This window comes from Catalinimonas locisalis (assembly GCF_038039535.1).
Taxonomy (GTDB): Bacteria; Bacteroidota; Bacteroidia; order Cytophagales; family Cyclobacteriaceae; genus Catalinimonas.
The window spans coordinates 18,428-38,930 of sequence record NZ_JBBPHP010000040.1; the positions used below are offsets into that span (position 1 = coordinate 18,428).

The 20,503-nt window shown below is 41.1% G+C and carries 13 protein-coding genes; 1 reads left to right on the forward strand and 12 read right to left on the reverse strand.

Annotated elements, in window-relative coordinates:
* Nucleotides 1–12: 12 nt before the first annotated feature.
* The 4 genes from WJR50_RS27890 to WJR50_RS27905 all read right to left on the reverse strand — a co-directional run bounded on the left by WJR50_RS27890 (nt 13) and on the right by WJR50_RS27905 (nt 7,070).
* Nucleotides 13–1,026, reverse strand: coding sequence for a zinc-binding alcohol dehydrogenase family protein (locus WJR50_RS27890; RefSeq protein WP_341296606.1), 1,014 nt, complete (start codon nt 1,024–1,026; stop codon nt 13–15).
* A 48-nt stretch (nt 1,027–1,074) separates the two neighbouring features.
* Nucleotides 1,075–2,091, reverse strand: a complete 1,017-nt coding sequence (locus WJR50_RS27895) for an aldo/keto reductase (protein ID WP_341296607.1) — start codon at nt 2,089–2,091, stop codon at nt 1,075–1,077.
* Between the two features lie 152 nt (nt 2,092–2,243).
* On the reverse strand, nt 2,244–3,920 hold the full coding sequence (locus tag WJR50_RS27900; protein ID WP_341296608.1) for a RagB/SusD family nutrient uptake outer membrane protein: 1,677 nt from the start codon (nt 3,918–3,920) through the stop codon (nt 2,244–2,246).
* Between the two features lie 12 nt (nt 3,921–3,932).
* Nucleotides 3,933–7,070, reverse strand: a complete 3,138-nt coding sequence (locus tag WJR50_RS27905) for a SusC/RagA family TonB-linked outer membrane protein (RefSeq protein WP_341296609.1) — start codon at nt 7,068–7,070, stop codon at nt 3,933–3,935.
* Nucleotides 7,071–7,844: 774 nt separating this feature from the next.
* Here WJR50_RS27905 and WJR50_RS27910 point away from each other — a divergent pair.
* Nucleotides 7,845–8,864 (forward strand): LacI family DNA-binding transcriptional regulator, encoded by a 1,020-nt coding sequence (locus WJR50_RS27910; RefSeq protein ID WP_341296610.1) that lies wholly within the window; start codon nt 7,845–7,847, stop codon nt 8,862–8,864.
* Nucleotides 8,865–8,944: 80 nt separating this feature from the next.
* On the opposite strand, the gene WJR50_RS27915 is transcribed toward WJR50_RS27910, so the two are convergent.
* From WJR50_RS27915 to WJR50_RS27950, 8 genes are all read right to left on the reverse strand, one after another.
* Entirely contained in the window at nt 8,945–9,643 is a 699-nt protein-coding gene (locus tag WJR50_RS27915; protein ID WP_341296611.1) for a sensor histidine kinase, read from the reverse strand.
* A 96-nt stretch (nt 9,644–9,739) separates the two neighbouring features.
* Entirely contained in the window at nt 9,740–10,048 is a 309-nt protein-coding gene (locus tag WJR50_RS27920; protein WP_341296612.1) for a PAS domain-containing protein, read from the reverse strand.
* 231 nt (nt 10,049–10,279) lie between these two features.
* Nucleotides 10,280–11,515 (reverse strand): ATP-binding protein, encoded by a 1,236-nt coding sequence (locus WJR50_RS27925; protein WP_341296613.1) that lies wholly within the window; start codon nt 11,513–11,515, stop codon nt 10,280–10,282.
* A 189-nt stretch (nt 11,516–11,704) separates the two neighbouring features.
* Entirely contained in the window at nt 11,705–13,180 is a 1,476-nt protein-coding gene (locus WJR50_RS27930; RefSeq protein WP_341296614.1) for a sulfatase, read from the reverse strand.
* Nucleotides 13,167–14,591 carry a RagB/SusD family nutrient uptake outer membrane protein gene (locus WJR50_RS27935; RefSeq protein ID WP_341296615.1) on the reverse strand — a complete coding sequence of 475 codons (1,425 nt, stop codon included), beginning with the start codon at nt 14,589–14,591 and terminating at the stop codon, nt 13,167–13,169. Before WJR50_RS27935 ends, WJR50_RS27930 begins: the two co-directional genes overlap by 14 nt.
* Before the next feature lie 12 nt (nt 14,592–14,603).
* Complete coding sequence (locus tag WJR50_RS27940) at nt 14,604–18,059, reverse strand: SusC/RagA family TonB-linked outer membrane protein (RefSeq protein WP_341296616.1); 3,456 nt, start codon at nt 18,057–18,059, stop codon at nt 14,604–14,606.
* A 70-nt stretch (nt 18,060–18,129) separates the two neighbouring features.
* Nucleotides 18,130–19,149, reverse strand: a complete 1,020-nt coding sequence (locus WJR50_RS27945; protein ID WP_341296617.1) for a FecR family protein — start codon at nt 19,147–19,149, stop codon at nt 18,130–18,132.
* A 126-nt stretch (nt 19,150–19,275) separates the two neighbouring features.
* Nucleotides 19,276–19,911, reverse strand: a complete 636-nt coding sequence (locus WJR50_RS27950) for an RNA polymerase sigma factor (protein ID WP_341296618.1) — start codon at nt 19,909–19,911, stop codon at nt 19,276–19,278.
* Nucleotides 19,912–20,503: the final 592 nt, after the last annotated feature.

Consider the following 20,503-nt stretch of genomic DNA (forward strand, 5'->3'; position numbering starts at 1 on the left):
TACAATAAGCGATCAAACTTCAATCATGGCTTTGATCACAGCAGTCTCCGGCTTTAACCAATGTTCAAATTCAGTTATCACCTTATCAAAAGGTACCCGGTGCGTAATATAAGCGGATGGGTCTATTTCCTTCTTTTTCAAGGCAGTGATCACCTGCTCAAAGTCCTCCCGGGTAGCATTGCGGCTACTCATCAGGGTTCCTTCCCGCTTATGAAATTCCGGATGACTCATGGAGATTTCTCCTCTTTGGAGACCGATCAAAATGTAGCGGGCGCCGTGCGCCATAAATTGAAAAGCGTTGTTGATGGCTTTTTGACTGCCTGTCGCATCTATCACTACCGTGGGCATGTCTCCTGCAGTGATTTCTTTTAACTGCTCGTTCACATCCGGATCAGATGCGTTGATGGTATGCGCGACTTTGAGCTTATCCTGACAGAAGCGCAGACGCTGCGCGTTGATGTCCATCGCAATTACCTTTCCTCCGGCCATGCGCGCAAACTCCATGGTACCTAGCCCGATAGGGCCTGCCCCAATCACCAGCACAAACTCTCCCGCTTCCATGGCTGCCCTTCTCACCCCATGCGCTCCGATCGCCAGGGGTTCAACCAGTGCCATTTCATCCAGACTAAGTCCGTCACCATGCAACAAAGCAGCAGAAGGCACCGACAGATACTCCACCATTCCGCCATCTACATGTACGCCACAGACCTGCATATGGACACAGCAGTTCGTCTTACCTCTCCTGCAGGCGATACAGTGGCCACAATGGAAGTAGGGAATGAATGAAACCACCTCTCCTGTCTGAAAGCAGGGAGCATGATCAAACGCTACCAACTCTCCTGCTAGTTCGTGTCCTAAGATGCGGGGATAATTAAAATAGGGCTGAGTACCTTCAAAGGCATGCAGGTCAGTTCCACAAACCCCAATTCGTTTGATTTTGATGATGGCCCGATCTGCAGTCAGTGTGGGCTCCTGCCCTTCTTTGTATTTAAACCTTCGTGGTTCTTCACACACTAATGTTTTCATGTGTCTGGCTCCAAGTTGAAATCAATGTTGTATTGTAAAAAATCATATTTATCTAGGTAATTGCACTGGTTTATGGTAAGCTTTGTCAATCAAACCTTCCGTTTTGAGTGCTTTCCAGAATTCAAAGGGTATGGCGACCTGTGGCAGACTGACATTTTCCGTGACATGCTTTACCTGGGTGGCATTCATGGCCACACTCTTCACGCCGGGGATCTGTAAGGCAAATTGCACACAGGCCGCCGCCGGTGCTACGTTAAATCTCTGACAGATGGCAAAGAATTTTTGTCGCCATTGCAGCAATGCATCACCCTCAGGGTTACCTGCGCTGACTAATTTGTAATCAAAGTAATCCCCTCCTACCAGAAAACCTGAATGAAATACAGCAGAATTGATGACCGTCACCTTTTGGCTATGCAGTTCACTGATCAAGTCCATCAATGCCTGTGGATGGGTTTTTATGGTCATGCTGTTGGCAAACATTACCCAGTCCAGTGGTACATCCCGGGCGATCCTTTGGATCACCTTCCAATCCTTGGCTCCTACGCCAATTGCCTTTACTTTCCCCTCTACCTTAAGATCTTCCAGTGCCTGATAAGCCTCAAGAATTTGCAGATAGAGTTGTTGGGCATGCTGTTCATCTCTGGCAGAAGCCAGGTATTCGTCTGGATCATGTACTGAAACCATTTGCGGTGTATATCCGCCCAAAAGTTCATTGCCTTGTTCAAAACACTCCATAATTCCTTCATAGCTGATCTTCTGTACAGCATCATGCTTGATATCTTTCCATACGCCAGGCTCAAAGGTAGGCTCTTCGGTCTTGAGTGCTGTCCTCAGCCATCCCAGTTTATTGCTGATCATGACCTTTTTGGGTGAAACTCCCAAACGTTTCAGACATTTGCCCAATACTTCCAGAGATAGTCCTGCGCCATATTTACCCGCTGAGTCAAAAACCAAATTGCCCTTTGATAAGCGTACACATTCGCTTACGATATTGTATTTTGTTTCTTCATGGATTACCTCAAACAGGTCTCCCAGGCTACTGGTCCCAAAAATTATCGGTGACAAATCTAATGTTGAAGGTTTCACTTCATTTCCAAGATGTAATCCCACTTCCTTTCTTTGACGTTCAGTGAATAATTGATTATGAAAATAGAAGTAGTGATCGGATAGCTTAGCACCCGATCACATACGGCATCATTTGTTTATACTTTTATTTGTCAGTATCCCGGATTTTGCTCCATGCCTTCATTACGGAGTATTTCATTGGCTTCTATGGGCAGGAAATACATCCTTTCCTCAAAATTTCTTTCCAGTAACTGCACTGGAGTGTATGTCTTTTCTCCTGTTTCAACATCTTTGATCACATCCATCCCCATGATTGGCTCATTTTCAACCTCCATAGCTATTTCCCATCTTCTTACATCCCAGAATCTATGTTCCTCAAATGCCAGTTCAATTCTTCTTTCATTGTATAATCTCCTCCTGAGTTCTTCACCCGATACATCATCGGGTATAGGAGGCATTCCCACCCTTGCCCTTACTTTTGACAAGTATTCACGGCAAGTCGCTTCATCGCCTAGTTCAAACTTGGCTTCAGCATAATTCAGATATATCTCTCCCAAACGGAAGATAATCCACGGGTTGGTATAAGGCTGCTGCCAACTCAAAGGCACACTTTCGTCGGGCATGAATTTCCTGAGCACATAATTGGTACGAGGATTATCACCACTTTGCTTGTAGGAATCAAATCCCCAGGTATTCCCATCACTGGCTACCCACATCTCAAAAAAATCTCCACGATAAGTAGATTCGTCATGGATAATGGTAGCATCAAAACGGGGATCACGGTTGGCATAAGGGTTTTGCGGATCATAGCCCGAAGCCGGATTGATCGTTCCATCGGTTAGAAATGCCGGCTCTCCGTTAATCATATCATAGTCATCCACTAAATTTTGAGATGGCCCGTTACTCGCCCACCATCCACCGTAGGCACCATAGCGGCGATTCAGATTGTCCATGGGAGCCGAATGGGCATTAGAGACCGAAAAATTTCTGACAAAAATCAATTCACTATTGTCCGATCCACTGGTCTGATTAAAAAGCGTAGTATAATCAGGGTGCAACTCATAACCCCTGTTTAGCAAGGCCTCTGCTGCATCGGCAGCTTTTTGCCACTTTTCCCGGTCGTTAGAGGAATTATAAAGAGGAGAAGCAGCGTATAAATACATGCGCGAGCGCAGTGCCTGAGCAGCATCCTGAGTTGCCCGACCGAAGTTAGCATCAGTTGAGGCATATTTCTCCGGCAAATCAGGTATTGCCTCGCTGAGGTCTTGTTCAATAAACTCTACCACTTCATCAAAGCTATTGCGGGTGAAGGTAACCTCCGCCCCCATTTCGTAACTTTCCGTTACGATTGGCACCTCATGAAATCTTTCGGCCAACAAGAAGTAGATATAGCCTCTCAAGAATTTGGCCTCAGCTACCAAACGGGCTTTATCCTCAATCTCAATCTCATCACCAGCCATTTTTTCCAGAAAAATATTGATTTGACGAATGTTCTGGAAACCCGAGTTCCAGTAATAAAGGTTACCCCCTCCGGTCCAATGCGTATCGGCTACGCTGGTTACATTGTCGGGCGTGAGCGTACCGATGGGAACATTACCAATATCCCAGTTAATCGCGCAGTACGCTTCATCGGTGGCCTTGGATTGCATATGAATTTTAAATCCGTGCAGAATGCCATTGTACAATGCATTATGGTAGGCTACGATCAGGTTCTCGTCGTTCCAAACGGCATCTTCTGAAATACGGTCCTGAGGTGGAGCATCCAATACATCATCATCACATCCAAAAAAGGATGTCATTGCGAAAAAGAATATTATTAGTTTTTTCATGATTTTTTCTGCTTAAAATTTTACGTTAACACCCACATTGAGTACCCGCATTTGAGGGTAATACAGTAGTCCTCCGTTGGCCTCGGGATCAGCCCATTTGATTTCCTTGGCCCAGGTAAGCACATTAAACCCACTCACATAGATTCGGGCATTGGTTAACTTCACCTTGGAAACTAACTGCTGAGGAAGAGAATAACCAAATTCAATATTTTTCAGCCGAACGAAGGTGGCATCAAACAACCACATGGTATTGTTGCCGGGAGCATTTCCATCTGCCCGAGGCATGGTGCCATCCGGATTATCCACGGTCCAGCGGTCAGTAGCCCGTTCTACCACAGCATTGTCAAATGCTGAATTCCCCAGCGCTCCAAAACGATCATCGTAGTTGTACGCATTGGCCTGGCCCTGGAACAGCACATTCAAGTCAAAATCCTTGTACTGAAAATTTGTAGTCAACCCAAAAACATATTCCGGGGTGGAGGTATAATCAAATCTAAATTGATCTGCACCGTTGATTTCACCATCATCATTCAGATCCACAATTTTGATATCGCCTACCTGTGTATTAGGCAAGTGTGGGTAAGCATCCAGTTCTTCCTGTGTATTGAAGATACCATCGTCCTGATAAAATAAACCTGCGCCTACAGGGTGTCCTGTCTGATTCTTGTAAGGTTCATCCTGAGGTACCTCGTCCATAAATTCTATTCTATTCCGGGAAAAAGCAGTATTGGCAGATATCTGGTAATTAAGCTGACCCACTGAATTTTGATGAGAAAGAATTAGCTCAAACCCTTTATTGTTTACTCGTCCAATATTTTCGTCAGGCAGACCGGAAAAGCCAAATACATTGCTGATGGATACATTTCTGGTGGCCAGAATATTGGATCGGTTTTCCCGCCACAGGATAAACTCAAAGCCTAAAGCCCGGTCCCAGAGTGTACCTTCTATTCCCAGATCCAGCTTTTCGCTTACCTCCCAGGTGATGTCAGGGTTGGGTAACACATTAGGATATACCCCGGGCACGTCGCTGCCGCCAAACACATAATTATCACCGAAAGAATAGGTCTGCAGAAATTGATAAGCACCTACTCTGTCATTTCCTATTTGTCCGTAAGATCCTCGTAGTTTCAATTGATTCACAAAACCCAGACCACTCATAAAAGACTCTTCAGATATACGCCATCCGGCGGAAACTCCGGGAAAGAAACCATATCGCCCTGCTTCAGGAAAAATCTGCGAACCGTCGTAGCGGAATACAAACTCTACCAGGTATTTTCCTTCGTAATCATAGTTCAGACGACCAAAATAATTATTATATCCCCCGATAGAAGCAGAACCGCCATTGTTCTTATCTTCCGGGTCGTTGCTGCCTACATTGATCTGGTCAATAGCTGTGCTCACAAAATTTCGGCGATAGGCCTGTACCCAACTATAATTATTCGTTTGCTGCTCGGTACCGATTAAAACTCCTATATGATGCCTGTTAAAAGTACGGTCGAAATTGATTCTGAAATTGTATAATTCAGTGGTCCATTTACGATAGGTATCCCATAGTTCGGCAGTGGACGATCCGGTGCCTTGTTTTCTATCATACTCTTCCGTCACCGGATTATATTCATGATAATAATAAGGAAGTCGCCATCTCTTTTCGTGCAGATTGGTTAAATCATAGTTGTAGCTACCCTCCAGTTTCAACCCATCTACAAACGGAACATTATAAGCTGCTGTAAATGTGGAATATAAAGGAGCATCATCCCGGGTAAAATATCCGCGCTGATCCAGCAGAAGAGGGTTTTCTCCTAAGCGGCCCGGAGCAATCAATCCGTTGGGATACCTAGCCACCAAAGTGGGATTTGCCAGATAAAGGTTATGGAAATTAACCCAGGCCTCATCATCCGTAGCCACAGCTGAATAAGTCTTATCGTTCAATATGGCAGATAGGTTGGCACCAACCGTAAGGTTTTCCGTAAGATCCACATCCACCTTCACCCGCATATTGTACTGCTGGTAGTTGGTAGGATCATTCTCAAAACTTCCATCTTGGGTAGTGGCTCCAAAAGAAAGAAAATACCGAACGTTTTCGGTGCCGCCGTTGGCTGACAGATTTATTCTTTGTTGAGTTGAGGTCTTAAGCACCTCGTCTATCCAACTGGTATTGGGGTACAAAATGGGGTCAGACCCATCCGCGTATTTTTGGATAGCTTCGTCGGAATAGAAAGGAGTCCAGTCATTGGGTCGGCCGGCACGGTACCAGGCACCTTCGTTAAATACCTGAGCAAAGGTAGGTGCATCCAGTACATCCAGAATTTTGGTGGGACGCTGAAGTGCATAGTTATAAGAAAAGTCAAAGACAGGTTTTCCTTTGGTACCCCTTTTGGTAGTGATCAGAATCACCCCGTTCGCTGCTCTTGCCCCGTAAATAGCTGCTGACGCATCCTTCAGCACCGAGATACTTTCAATGTCCTCGGGATTCAGTCGGCTCATATTGCTTCGGGGAACACCATCAATGACCACCAGGGGACCATTATCTCCGAAGGTACCGCTACCCCGGATTAAAATATTAGGATCATCCCTTCCCGGTTCTCCCGAACGCTGATTCACTACCAGTCCTGGCAATCTACCAGCTAATGAATTGGAAACGTTGGGAGTAGGACTCTTGGTAATTTCTTCCCCATCTATATTCGCAACTGAGCCGGTTATCGTTTCTCTTTTCTGCTCCCCATACCCTACTACTACCACTTCTTCCAGAGAAGTGATATCCGGAGCCAAGGCAATATCAATCATTGACTGCGTACCTACTACAACCTCTTCGGCAACATAACCAATAGAACTGAATACCAGTACAGATTCAGGTGAAGGTACGTCTATGCTATATTTCCCTTCAACATCAGTAATGGTACCCTGTGAAGTACCTTTAATCACTACATTTACCCCGGGTATGCCTTCCGAGTCTTCAAGGCTGGTAACTTGCCCAGTGACGGTAGTTTCCTGATAGGTCAAGATTTCATTTAATCTGGATAAATCTTTATTTAAGCTCTGAGGCGTTTCGGCATTCGCCAAACTCAAGGTGTAAAAAATACACTGCACGATAACCCCCATAAGCGAGTAGAATGTGCACCTCTTAATTGGATAAAGTAGGTTGTTTTTCATAAATTAGTAGAGTTAAGGTAAAACATACTTTACTTCACTGATTTGTTTTGGTCGACAGTAGTGGAGTAAAAGGCTTTAACAGTTATACCGGTCAGTTTACATGACCGGTATTTTTATATCTTTTTACATAATTTTCTTTCTCATTTTTTAATAAAATCTTATAATATTTTCCGTACAAATCCTGTTTAAGCTGATTCTCAACATTTAGCAATATGTTAAAACAGACCGCTTCTCTTCTCCATTTTAATTATACCGGATAGCTATATTGCATTCAATCTGAAGCCCTTTTAACACGGAATATCATTCCTTTTCAATCTCACACACACCCGGGCTTTATAATGTAAGTATCTGTTTATATAGAATGGTAAATATTATGGTTGAAGCCGGTATATTCATTACTACCCTATTACAGGAAGATATCTGTTTTTATTTTCTCAAATATGGGAATTTCAATAAAGCTGAATATAAACAGTAAAAGAGCTCATTTGTCAAGGGTTACCTTTAAAAAGCGACCTTACAACATTCATCTTGATTGTAAAAATGGTTCATGCATTAGGTTTAAATTGTTTTAGTAGCATAGTAATTTTTGGACTGAGTATTTAATTTTTTTAGTTATATCTGTATGTAATTATTCTACCAGCAGAATCAGGATTAAATATAAACTACCCAGCAATCTTAATCCAGTCAAACGTTTGCGCAGCTAAAAACTTAACTATATTAGCACATATTTTTTTACATATTTTACAATATACGTTTTTCTATGAGGGTTTTGATATGAAAAGGATAAGCATTACGGATATTGCAAGAGAGTTAAATGTGACTCCATCTACCGTTTCCCGTGCGTTGAATGGAGGTCCAAGAATAAGTGAGAAAACCCGTCAGTCGGTGCTGGAACTTGCCGAAAAATGGGGCTATAGACCTAATCAATTAGCCAAGGGACTTGTCAGCAAGAAAACTTACAATATTGGTCTGATTATTCCAGAATTCACGCACCATTTCTTCAATCAGGTACTACGGGGTATTGAGTCGTTCGCTGTTGCCAAAGGCTATCATCTGGTGATTTGTACATCAGATAATGAATATGAAAAAGAAAAAAAGTCAGTTCAAACGCTACTAGACTTGAGAGTTGATGGTTTTCTTGTCGCTCTGGGAAATAACACACAAAACTTTGATCATTTTCAGACCATTTTGTCATTTGAAGTTCCACTCGTTTTTATAGATAGAACTTGCGAGGATGTAGAAACCTCTTACGTAATCACCGATGATTTTGAAGGTGCTTTTAAAGCTACTGAACACCTGATTTCTTCAGGAAGTAGACAAATTGTCTATATCCACGGTCCTACTCATATTTCAACCACATTTAACAGATTGATGGGCTATAGAGAGGCACTCAAGAAATGGAATATTCCGTATTGTGAAGATTTTATTGTGGATGGTAGTAACATTAAGCAGCTAGAGAAGAAGCTGTCAGGACTATTGAAAAATAATCGCATTGATGCCGTATTTGCTCATAATGATTATTTAGCTTATGAAGCTTTTAAAGTTATTAAACAGCAAGGTTTACAAGTGCCAAAGGATATTTTATTAATGGGATATGCCAACGAGCCTATCGCAGAATATATGAATCCTCCCCTTTCTACTGTGCAACAACCCGCCTATGATATGGGTAAGAAGGCAGCCCGTCTTTTAATTCAACAATTGGAAAGTGGACATATTAATAAAGAACTTTTGAATCAATGTATACCTACCTCACTAGTTATCAGAGAATCCACTTCAAAGCATAAAGCGCAATAATCGCTTAGATGTACACACCTTCTCCCCTGACCCACCTTTCCTGCTGAGAGCTTCTAAGAATAGACTACACCAAGCAATGATCACCGCTTTGGTAATTGAATATAAAAAGTACTTCCTTTATTTTCTTCACTTTCAAACCAGATTTCTCCCTCATGCCAATTGACTATGTTTTTGATGATTGACATGCCCAGGCCTGTGCTCGGTTCTCCTTTAAGTCCTTTTCTTCTTGCTTTGGGAAACCTTTCAAATAAGCCATTCTGTAAATGTTTAGGAATCCCTATACCATTATCACTAACGGTAACTAATATTGTGGATTGGGTTTCTGATAGTGACACTTTTATTTCTCCCCCATCCGGGGTAAACTTGATTGCATTGGACAAAAGGTTGTTGAGTACCTGCATAAACTTGTTATCATCTATTTTTATGCTGATATCTTCACTACTGCTTTCAAAGTAAAAATGCTTGTCAAGCTTAGCTTCTTCATCCTGAAACTGTTCCATCACCTGCCGGATTTCTTGCACCATATTCACTCTTTTTAAGATCAGTTTGGTCTGTGCGGATTCCAGGAATTCCTGCTGTACGAAACTGCGTATTAATTCTATTGCCCGGCTACTGGATTTAGTGATCATTTTAATAATTTGGTCAACCTCTTGCTTGTGATCAGAAAGTTGCTCCGACAGCATCTTACTCAGGCTTTGAATATTGATTAGTGGTCTAGACAAATCATGGGATAATATTTCCAACACTGCATTTTTCTTTGCAGCAAACTTGTTAAGCATAAATTGATGCTGTTTCGTTTCTGTGATATTATCCACTAAGCCTGCTACTACATGGCGATCGGTTTGCTTTTTATAGGCATAAGAATTGAGATAAACCTATCTTACTGATTTATCGGAGAGAAGTAAACGAAATTCAATACTGCTTTGCTTTTCTCCAGACTCTTTAAGGTTTCTCAGATAAAAGTTCTTTACCACCTCTTGATCTTCAGGATGAACTGTAGACAAAAGTTTAGAAGGATCATGCGTTATCTCTTCTCTACTCATTTGCCACAATTCTTCAAAATATTGGTTCAGATAAATAAATCTACTTTCGTCCAGATCAAAAGCAAAAAAAACCTGATTAGCATTTTCGGAAAGGTGATAGAGAACTTGTTGTACTTCTTCTGAGGGTTCCTCTTTAGGCATAGAATTGTAGTTTAAAAAATGTAAAGTGAATTTTACGATCTATTGAGAGTAAACAAGCTATTAAATCATATGTTAGAATAGATTGTGGAAGGTTGGTTGCTAAATGTAGCCGTCCGTACCTTAGCAGCAATTTGTCTTATGTCTAAAAAAGTTTGAATATTAACGCCTCCCTCCTACCCCTAAAAGCGTTAATGTTAATTAAATTTAACGTTTTATATATTAGCTATTCAATCAGGATTGCCACAATGCAGGAATGGGTACGGCGTATAAATTGTCTCCAAACCCAAGTATCTGGTCTCCGCTATAAAGCACTATCCCCTTTTGAAATTTATCCCCTGTCAGTTCTGCCAATCGCTTGAGGCCCTTAAAATCTTTTTCCTTTAATGAAGCTGCTGATTTTATCTCTATTCCAAATACTTGCTTTTTCCGGTTCTCCAAGACTAAATCTACTTCGGCTCCTTTATGCATACTAAAGTGATAGGGTTTCAGATATTGACCTGACCAGCTGAGTTGCTTGAGAATTTCCATCACTACATAGTTTTCTAATAACGGTCCTACTCCAGTTCTATTAGCCAATAAGCCCTCACTGTCCTCCCCCCTTAGATGGCACAATAAGCCCGTATCGTTTAGATATACTTTAGGGGATTTCACGAATGCACCTTCTAAATTTGGTGTCCAAGCTTGCACCTTTACCACCAAAAACACATGCTCTAAAAGCGCCATATACCTTTGTATGGTGGTATTTTTAATCCCAGAAAGCCGACCAATATCTGTCATATTCAAAGTGCTACCCACTCTTGTACTTAGCAACTGTAAGACATTAGGGATCTGAGTTAATCCTTCAATATTTGCTAAGTCTCTGATATCTTTTTGTAGCACGGATAACATATAAGACTCAAACCATTTTGCTCTCCTTGACTCGTTTTTACGAGCCACAGCTTCTGGATACCCTCCTACACTTATAGATTCAATGATATCTTTCCATAATACGTGGTCAACTTGGAATTTACCGTCCTCTGAAGTGAGTTCTCTAAGAAAACTTGATTTCTTCTCTAAAATCTCTCCTTGAGATAAAGGCCAAAGGTTATGAATCTCAATACGTCCTGCTAATGAGTCTGCTACTTTAGGCAAACTCATCACATCAGCTGAACCAGTTAATATAAACCTTCTTGACTTACGGTCCTGGTCTACTTGCTTTTTAATGCTGAGCAATAGCTCTGGAGCTCTTTGTATTTCATCCAAGATAACGTGTTCACTAAGATCTTTGAGAAACCCAAGTGGATCTAATTGGGCAGCTGCTAAAGTTGTAGGATCATCAAAAGTTACTACCTGAGTTTTCACTACTCCTTGTTCCAAAAGTTGTTGACAAAGGGTACTTTTGCCAGTTTGTCTAGCTCCATTTATTATAATTACCGGAGTATCTTCTAAAGCCTCAATGATGGATTCTGTAATGTAGCGATAATACATAGCTTATTCTCAATTCATATTTTTCCAAATTTACCCATTATGTGGGTAAATTTGGAATATTTAGTGGGTAAATTTAGAGAAAATAGAGATGATTATCAGCATATTTATCAAACTATACAAAAAACATTTGATTCACAGTTGATAAGTTTACTAGGTTGAATAAAAACATATATTTTCAGAAGCTACTTTTTACTCCATGGATACATACCTTGGGTTTTGTTTGGGCATTCTGGCATCTACTTTTTCCAGCCATTTCAAAAGTTTTTGGTCAAGTTCTCGTACCTTTTTAATTTTAGTTTGTGATAAATCCTCTCTTTCTGAAAGATCATTAGCCAGGTTGTAGAGTTCATACGTTGTGCCTTCATACCTTTTGATTAATTTCCAATCTCCATCACGTATAATGCTGTAGGGAACAATGTCTTTTTGCCGATAATGTGGAAAATGCCAGTACAGAGTCTTCCGATCAAGCTTTTGTTTTTTTAATAATACAGGCACCAGGCTCACTCCATCAATAAGCTCAGGCTTGGGAACCTCCAGCCCCGCAATTTCACAAATCGTAGGGTATAAATCATGGCTGATTACTGGCGTTTCGTTCTGGCTTCCGGCACTGATCTGACCTGCCCACCGTACGATCATAGGTACCCTGATTCCCCCTTCATAAGGATATCCTTTTCCTGATCTTAAAGGGTCATTATCAGTTGCAATTTCTACTTCCAGACCTCCATTGTCAGATGTAAAAATGATTAGGGTATTTTCATCCTTCCCTAAATCTTTGAGGGTTTGCATCATTTTTCCTACCGACAAATCCACACTTTCCACCATGGCAGCATAGTCAGGACTTTTTTGGTTGGTGGTATCTTTCTGTTCATATTTAGCCACCAGATCAGGTCTACCCTGTATGGGCGTATGCACGGCGTAGTTGCACATGTACATAAAGAAAGGCTGATTCTGATGTGCTTTGATAAAACTCACAGCTTCGTCTGCCAGTCTGTCCTCCAGATACTCTCCTTCTTTTCTGGGAGGCAAAGTAGGAATACCGGGCATCCTTTCACTGTTGTAATAGGGATCAAAATAAGAGGGGGGCTGTCCATAGTCACAACCTCCGATGTTTTTATCAAAACCTTGTTCTTCAGGATACCAATCTTCGGTGCCCAGATGCCATTTGCCAATATGAGCAGTAGCATATCCTTTTCGCTGTAAGCGTTCGGCTATGGTGACTTCTTCAAGTTCCATCCACAAAGGATTGGCAGGCGTCAGCAAACGATTTGTAGAATCTCCTACATATTCCAGTGTATAGGTCTTATCTGCTGGAATTGTGCCTCCCTGGAATCTTGCCCTGATCCAGTCTGTGATGCCTGTTCTGGCTGGTGCTTTGCCCGTCATGATGGCTGATCTTGTGGGCGAACAAACCGCTGCAGCAGCATAAGCATTGGTAAAAAGCATACCTTCTGCTGCCAGTTTATCTATGTTAGGAGTTTCATAATAACGACTCCCATAACAGGCCAGATCTGTCCAACCTAAGTCATCTACATTGATCAGGATGATATTGGGCTGTTTCTGATCATTCTGCGCAAAACCTGTAAAGGAGTAGCCAAGTATCACCAGGCAACACATAAACACCATCGGTAAGCTGCTCGTTTTTATGCTTAGTTTAATATCCATCATTTTGAACCAGGTTTGGATTTCTGTCAATTTCAGATTGCGGGATAGGATACAGCACATGGTAATCAAATGCCATTTTTCCTCTTTCTATAGCCCTTTCAATAAACTTTCCGTGCCGGATAAGGTCTTGTCTTCGTAATTCTTCTGTATGAAATTCCCAACCTCTTTCTGCCAGAATATGCTCTCTGAGTGCTTCTTTAGATGAGAAACCTCCCAAATCCAAAAGGGGTACGCCAGCCACCGCCCTTACCTGATTGATGAGATCTATGGCTTCCTGAGTAGGTCCGTCCATTTCATTGAGCGCTTCTGCTCTTGACAAAAGTATATCGGCATACCTTAAGATGGATACATCGTTGCCACAGTCTCTTCCGGTGCAGTTCGGGTCTTCGGGATATTTAAAACTTCTCACATCATCTTCCCCTAAGACTACCTGCTCACCAAAAGTATTAGTATATTCAAATACAAAAGCACCTAACCTTTCATCCTGAGGGTCAAAAGTGTTAATGAAGGAAGACAGAATTTTATACTGGGCAGCAAAGTTTTCTTTGGGCGGGTATTGAAACTGGTAATTGGGGGGTGCCGCATGAGCGATATACCCATTGCCAAAACCAGGTTGTGGTATGTGAGGACGGACGAATATGAATTCACTGTTTCTCTCGTTTTCAAGGGCAAACAAATCTGTTCTGTTTTCACCATCAAAAAGAACATAAGTATTGCTGCTAATGACTTCCTGAGCGGTTTCAGCCGCCTCCTGCCACATTTTATTGTTAAGATAAAATTTGGTAAGGAAACCCAAAGCGGCCCCACTGGTAGCTCTTGGATACTGGTCTTGAGTGGCTGGCAGTATTTCGCTTACTGCTTGAAATTCACTTTCCACAAAACTGATAAATTCCTCCCGGGTGGCTCTTTCAGGACGATCGTCAATAGATACCTCACTGCTCAATACCAGGGGCGTAGGACCAAAAAAATCATAAAGGTAAAAATAACTTAACGCTCTGATAAACCTTGCTTCGGCAAGTATTTGCTGTTTCCGGTTTTCGTTCATCTCTATGTCCGGCACATTGTCCAACACTACATTGGCCCGGTAAATCATCTGATAGTGACGGTCCCACATGCCTGATAAATAGGGATGAGTAGCATCCCAGGTGAAATCTTCTATGAGCTGAGCGGTCCTTCTCAGCCCTCCTTCTCTTTCAATTAATATATCTGAAGGAAGTTCAGCCAGTAAAATGTAATCTCTATCTCCTGATACTTGAGAAGCAGCATAGGCTGCGTAAAGTAAAGCTTCTGCGTCATCTGCACTATTAAAGAAGTTTGAAGGTCCCAAATCAGAAAATACTTCTTCTTCTAAAGGATTCTCACAAGCTGCAATGACGAATGAAATAATGAATGTTAAGATATATATCTTTTTCATAGCTAGGTATTTTTAAAATCCAATATTGATTCCAAGCGTGTAAATTTTTGCCAATGGATAGGCATTATAGTCAGCCCTGATGTTGGAAGTACCAAAAGCACTTACTTCAGGATCAAAGCCAGTATAATTGGTAATGGTAAAAACATTCTGAGCAGTGAAATATACTGACAGTGAGCTGAGCCAATCTACATTCAAACCAGGAAAACTATAGCCCAATCTTATATTTTTTAGCCGGAGATAAGAAGCATCTTCCACAGCTCTGCTGTTTACTACACCCCCATATGACACCTGAGGAGGAATATATGATGGGTTAGTAGTTGAAGGATTTTCCGGAGTCCATCTATTCAGCACATCTGCCAGTCTGTTTCTGCGGAAAGAAATTGGATTTTCTGCCTCTACCCGGTTGAAATTGAAAATGCTGCTTCCAGAGACACCCTGAAAAAATATACTCAGGTCAAAGCCAGCGTAAGAGAAATTATTATTAAACCCAAATGACAGATCAGGATAAGGGGAACCTAGAATAGTTCTGTCTTGAGGGGTAATCTCATTATCGCCATCTACATCCCGGAACCTTAATTCACCAGGTCTTGCAAGCGGCTGTGCCGAAGCTGCCACCTCTTCTTCGCTCTGGAATATACCAGCCACATCATATCCGTAGTAAGCGTTGATAGGCTCTCCTTCTGTTAAGATAGTTATATCCTGAGTAAAGCCGGCTCCTCCCTGAAGGATAAAAGGAAGGCCACCCAGATCAACAACTTCGTTTCGTATGGTGGATAAATTAAGTGTAGTAGACCACCCAAAATTACCCACCAGATTTTCTGAGTTGATCAAAAACTCAAATCCACTATTGCTGGTACTACCAATGTTCTGTAAGGATGTATTGAACCCGGAAGTAGTAGGTATAGGAAGGTTCAGCAGTAAATCGGAAGTGTTCTTTTGAAAATAATCTATAGACCCTCCTATTCGCCCTTCTAAAATCTCATAGTCCAGACCTATGTTAAACTGAGCCGTGGTTTCCCATTTAAGATCGCGATTTGCCAACTGATTTGGGGCTATTCCAACAAAAAGAGACTCATTGAATATTGCCTGCCCTACGGTACCTAGCAGCACCAGAGAGTTGTAATTTCCGATTTCCTGGTTACCAGTTATACCGTAGCTAGCTCTCAATTTTAGATCAGAAAAAATGCCAAGTGAAGATATGAAAGCTTCTTCGCCCAATCTCCAGCCTAAAGCAACAGAAGGGAAGTATCCATATTTTGTATCTTCCCCAAAACGTGATGATCCATCAACTCTGAAAGAGGTGGTCAGCAAGTACCTGTCTAAAAAAGTATAGTTAACCCTTCCCAGATAAGAAAGCAGTTGGTTTTTGGCTTTTCCTGTTCCAATTACATAGGTCTCATTACTCCCCGCTGCAATATTGTTGGTAAGAAAAGCATCAGTGGCAAAGTTTCTGGCACTTGCATTTAGCCCTCTGCTGACAAATTCCTGATACGTATACCCTCCCACCGCATTGATTCTATGCTTCTCATTGAATTCTCTGTCGTAGCTCAGTGTTAATTCAATCAGGTAATTGGACCTCTCATTGGATCGTGCGTTTGCTAATCCACCATTTTGATCACCTCGGCGGGTAAGCCTAGTCATGTAAGCATCTCTGCGAGAAGTTTGTCTGTCACTGCCGAAATTTAACTTGGTACGCAGGTGTTCCGTGATTTTATATTCAGCAAAGACATTTCCGAATGTTCTGTTGGTTTCTGCCTCGTCAATTACCCCATTAGCAAAGCCAACCGGGTTTTCAAGATTTACTGTTTCACTTTGAGCATAATCTCCATTTTCATCAAAAACAGGCATGGTCGGGTCCTGAAAAATGGCGCTGTTGATGACTCCGGCAAACTCATTCGTACCTATTCCGAAAGGCACAAAGTCATCTTTGAGATAACTGGTGTTAAGATTTACCCCAAAATTAAATCTATCCAGGCTATGATTCAGATTAAGCCTGGCAGTGTATCTTTTAGTACCGGAACTGATGACTACACCCTGCTGGTCAAAATAATTGAAAGAGGCATAATACTGCGTGTTTTCTGATCCACCAGAAAGCGAAAGTTGATGATTCTGAACAGGTGCAGTTCTGAAAATCTCATCTTGCCAGTCTGTCCCGTCACCTATGGTACTGATCTCTTCCTGGGTAAATTCAGGAGCCTGGCCCTGTGCTTCTCTTAAATCATTCAGGAATGATATGTATTCCGGTCCCGTAAGCATATCCAGAGGCTGAGCCACACTTTGCGTGCCCAGGTATCCGTCATAATTGATAGACATTGCCCCTTTTTTTCCTTTCTTGGTGGTAATCAGAATAACTCCGTTGGCTCCTCTGGAACCGTAGATGGCAGTGGCAGAGGCATCCTTTAAAATTTCTATAGATTCAATATCGCCAGGATTCAACGCATTCAGGGGGTTCCTGGGGCTTTGGTTGGTTACAATGCCTGATCCCGGAGTGGCATTAGAATTATCTATGGGTAGCCCATCTATGACGTACAAGGGCTCATTACCAGCAGTTAATGAGGCTGACCCCCTGATCCTGATAGAAACGCCTCCTCCCGGCTCTGAACTAGCCTGTGTAACCTGTACACCAGGAGCTCTACCTTGTATCATCTGATCAACCGAAGCTTGTACACCAGGATTGAAAGATTCTGAGTTTAGTGAAGCCACTGATCCGGTCAGGTCACTCTTCTTTACTGTACCGTACCCTACTACAACTACTTCAGAAAGCGACTGTACGTCCGGATTCAAAACTACATTAACATTACTTCTTCCATTGATTTGTATTTCTTGTGATGTGTATCCAATAGATGAAAACACCAAAGTAGTTACTTCATCATTTACAGTTAGCCTATAGTTCCCATCAATGTCGGTTACAGTTCCTGTAGTAGTACCTTTGGCGAGTACATTGACCCCAGGAAGGGGTTCACCATTTTCGCCATCAGTAATTTGACCACTTATCGTCTGATCTATCAGTGGACTCAATTGATCATTAGGTCCTTTTCTGATTAGTGGATGTAATGCACTGGAAAGATTCAAATCTTTGACAGATTCTTTGACATCCTGCCTGGGAAGTTTCTCAGGTGAATTGTTACGGATAATTAAATAGTATTGATCATTGAGTTTACGAAAGCTTAAACCTGTTTGGTCCAGAAGTTCACTGAGCAACTCCTGGAAGTCTTTATTTTCAATATTCTCAATCGTTTTTTTTAACCTGACATTCTTGACTACCTCTGTTTCGTAATGAAAAGATACGTCAAACTCTTCCTCCAAACTTTGAAGTGCTTGCTCAATAGTGATGGATTCTTTTTGCCAATTACTTTCGGAAGCAGGCAAATCAATTGATGCCAGGGACTGGCCGTATAGCGGGTTATAGCACCAGCCAAACAGTAACAAACATAGGAATAATGGCGGTTTTAAATAGAATTTTTTCATAGTTTTAGGATTGTATTTAGAAAATGGCTGCCGGAGCACCTATTGTCCAGATGAGGTATATCCGGCAGTTTTATTTTAGAATTATTTGGTCATGCTTTGTTTCTTCTTTTAAGTTGAATAAGGCTTTTAATGAAAGTAAAATGATTTTTGGGTCAGGGTCATGAAAGGTTCCTGTGTACCGTTTTTTAGCTACTTGGTCATTCTGAAGTTCAATATTAATCCCATAGTTATCTTCTAGTTGCTGTATGATTTTCTGTACAGGTGTATCTTCAAAAATTAATTTGTTCTCCTTCCAAGCCAAATGTACTTCCGGCTTCACAATGCTTTTCTTGAGTTTCATTTCATTATGCTCATAAGTCACCATTTGCCCCGGTTCCATGTATAATTCATGTTCATTGAGGCTAGGCATTTCCAGCTTTACTTTGCCTTCCTCAAGCACTACACTTGTATTCTGCCGTCTGGTATTTACATTGAATTTGGTGCCCAATACTATCACAGCTACATTTCCAGTGAATACCTCAAACTCTACATTCGCTGTTTTATCTCTGAGTTTTTTGATATCAAAGTAAGCTTCTCCATCTATCTGTACTTCTCTGTGCTGTAGAAAACTGTGTTTATCAAACTGAATGGTAGAGTTAGCATTAAGCACAACAATGGAGCTATCAGGCAGTAATATTTCTTTGGTCTCTCCATAAGCAGTTTGATAAGTTAGTAGAGGAGCTTGATCTAAGAAGAGCCAAAGTGAAGTGACCACGAGTATCCCTACAAAAGTAGCAGCAATAGCATACCAGTAATTTGGAATACTGTATCGGCGGCTTTCTTCTCCCTGCTGATTATCATTGTCAGTATATGTATCTAAATTTGAGGCAATAGTCTCCCAGCTTTGTTCCAGAGTCTGGTCTGACATTTTGTACTTTAGATCCACCATTTCTATTAGTATCTGCCGGGCAGCATCCACCATCTCTTTTTTCTCCGGATATTTATTGAGATATGCTAACCAACGCTGTTTAGCATGCTCATCATCATTGAGTATCCAGGCCCTAAAAGTTGGATCTATGACAATGTCTTCTATATGATTAAAACTCTTCATCAGCTCTCTTGCATTTATAGGTAAAAGAAAGCTGTTCAGAGAATCTAGATGAGTTTTAAGAAAAAATTTGAAGAATTACAGCAAGCACAATGAAATAGGGCATTGCTTAGATCGTATTTAGAAAAACTACAGTATTGATGCAATTATTATTAGAAGACAGATAGAAATACTGAGAAAGAAGATTGCAGGATGCTTATCCTGGATTTCTTTTTTCAAACTACTGATAGCTCTCCAGATGAGAGAATAAACAGTACTGGTATCCACTTCCATTACTTGAGCAGCCTCCGTTCGTGTCAGATTTTCAAAAAATACCAAGGTTAAGACTTCTCTTTGCCGAGAAGGAAGAGTATTAAGAAGTTTCTGAACTTCGGATTTTCTTTTTTGGGTAAGTATTGCATCTGTTTCAGAAAACTCGTAAAGGTATTGGATGTCAACCTTCTCTTCTGTTATTCCCCGATTAGATAGTTGTTTCTCTATTCTATGACCCTCATAAATCAGTTTTCTCCTGAGACATTTATAGAGATAGAACTTAACTGAAGTAGTACTGCTAAGGTGCTTATGGTTTTGCCAAAGTTCAATAAACAGATCCTGTATACAGTCTCTGACCAAACCACTGTCCTTGCTTATATGCCGGCCATAGTTGTAAAGCATATTGGCATAGTGCTCATAAAGAGCCTTAAGTGCTGACTTGTCTCCATCTTTTAACCCCTCCCAGTATGGATCATAAGTAGATTGGTCACTATGCTCTTGAAAACCCGACATATCATTTGATGCTATTTGATTGTATTTTATACAAAAGGGTGTGAAAAAACAAATATGACATTAACACTTATTAAATACACTTACCTTTAATTCAGATTTTTGTAATAATTAAGATTTGCAAAAACTACAAGATTTATTCTAAAGAATGACCTTTGGTTAAACATTGGCTTACATGTTGACCTCCTTATCCCCTACCCCGTAATGAGTTGATTTTAATTGAGTTTTTCGACTGGATAAGCCCTTTGGTAAAGAAAATGCATACTGTAGATTTTGATTCACACCGAAATTGTCATACTTCGCTTAAATGATTAACCGTGTTTTTTATACTCTATAGGTGATTATTATCAGTATTTCGGACTTTCCGTTCTCTTTCTTCTTTTTATAAAAACAAGTTTTCTACTTAAACATTATTATTTTAAATACATTTAAAAGTGTTTATAGTAGTGGTAACTATTTGTATATCAGTCATATACGGCATGCTAAAATGACAAATTCGGTGATACGTATGACAAATTCGATCTCAATTATGACAAATTCGGCGTTAAATATGACAAGAACGGTGCTGTTTTAAGACAAATTCGAGCTTGTATGA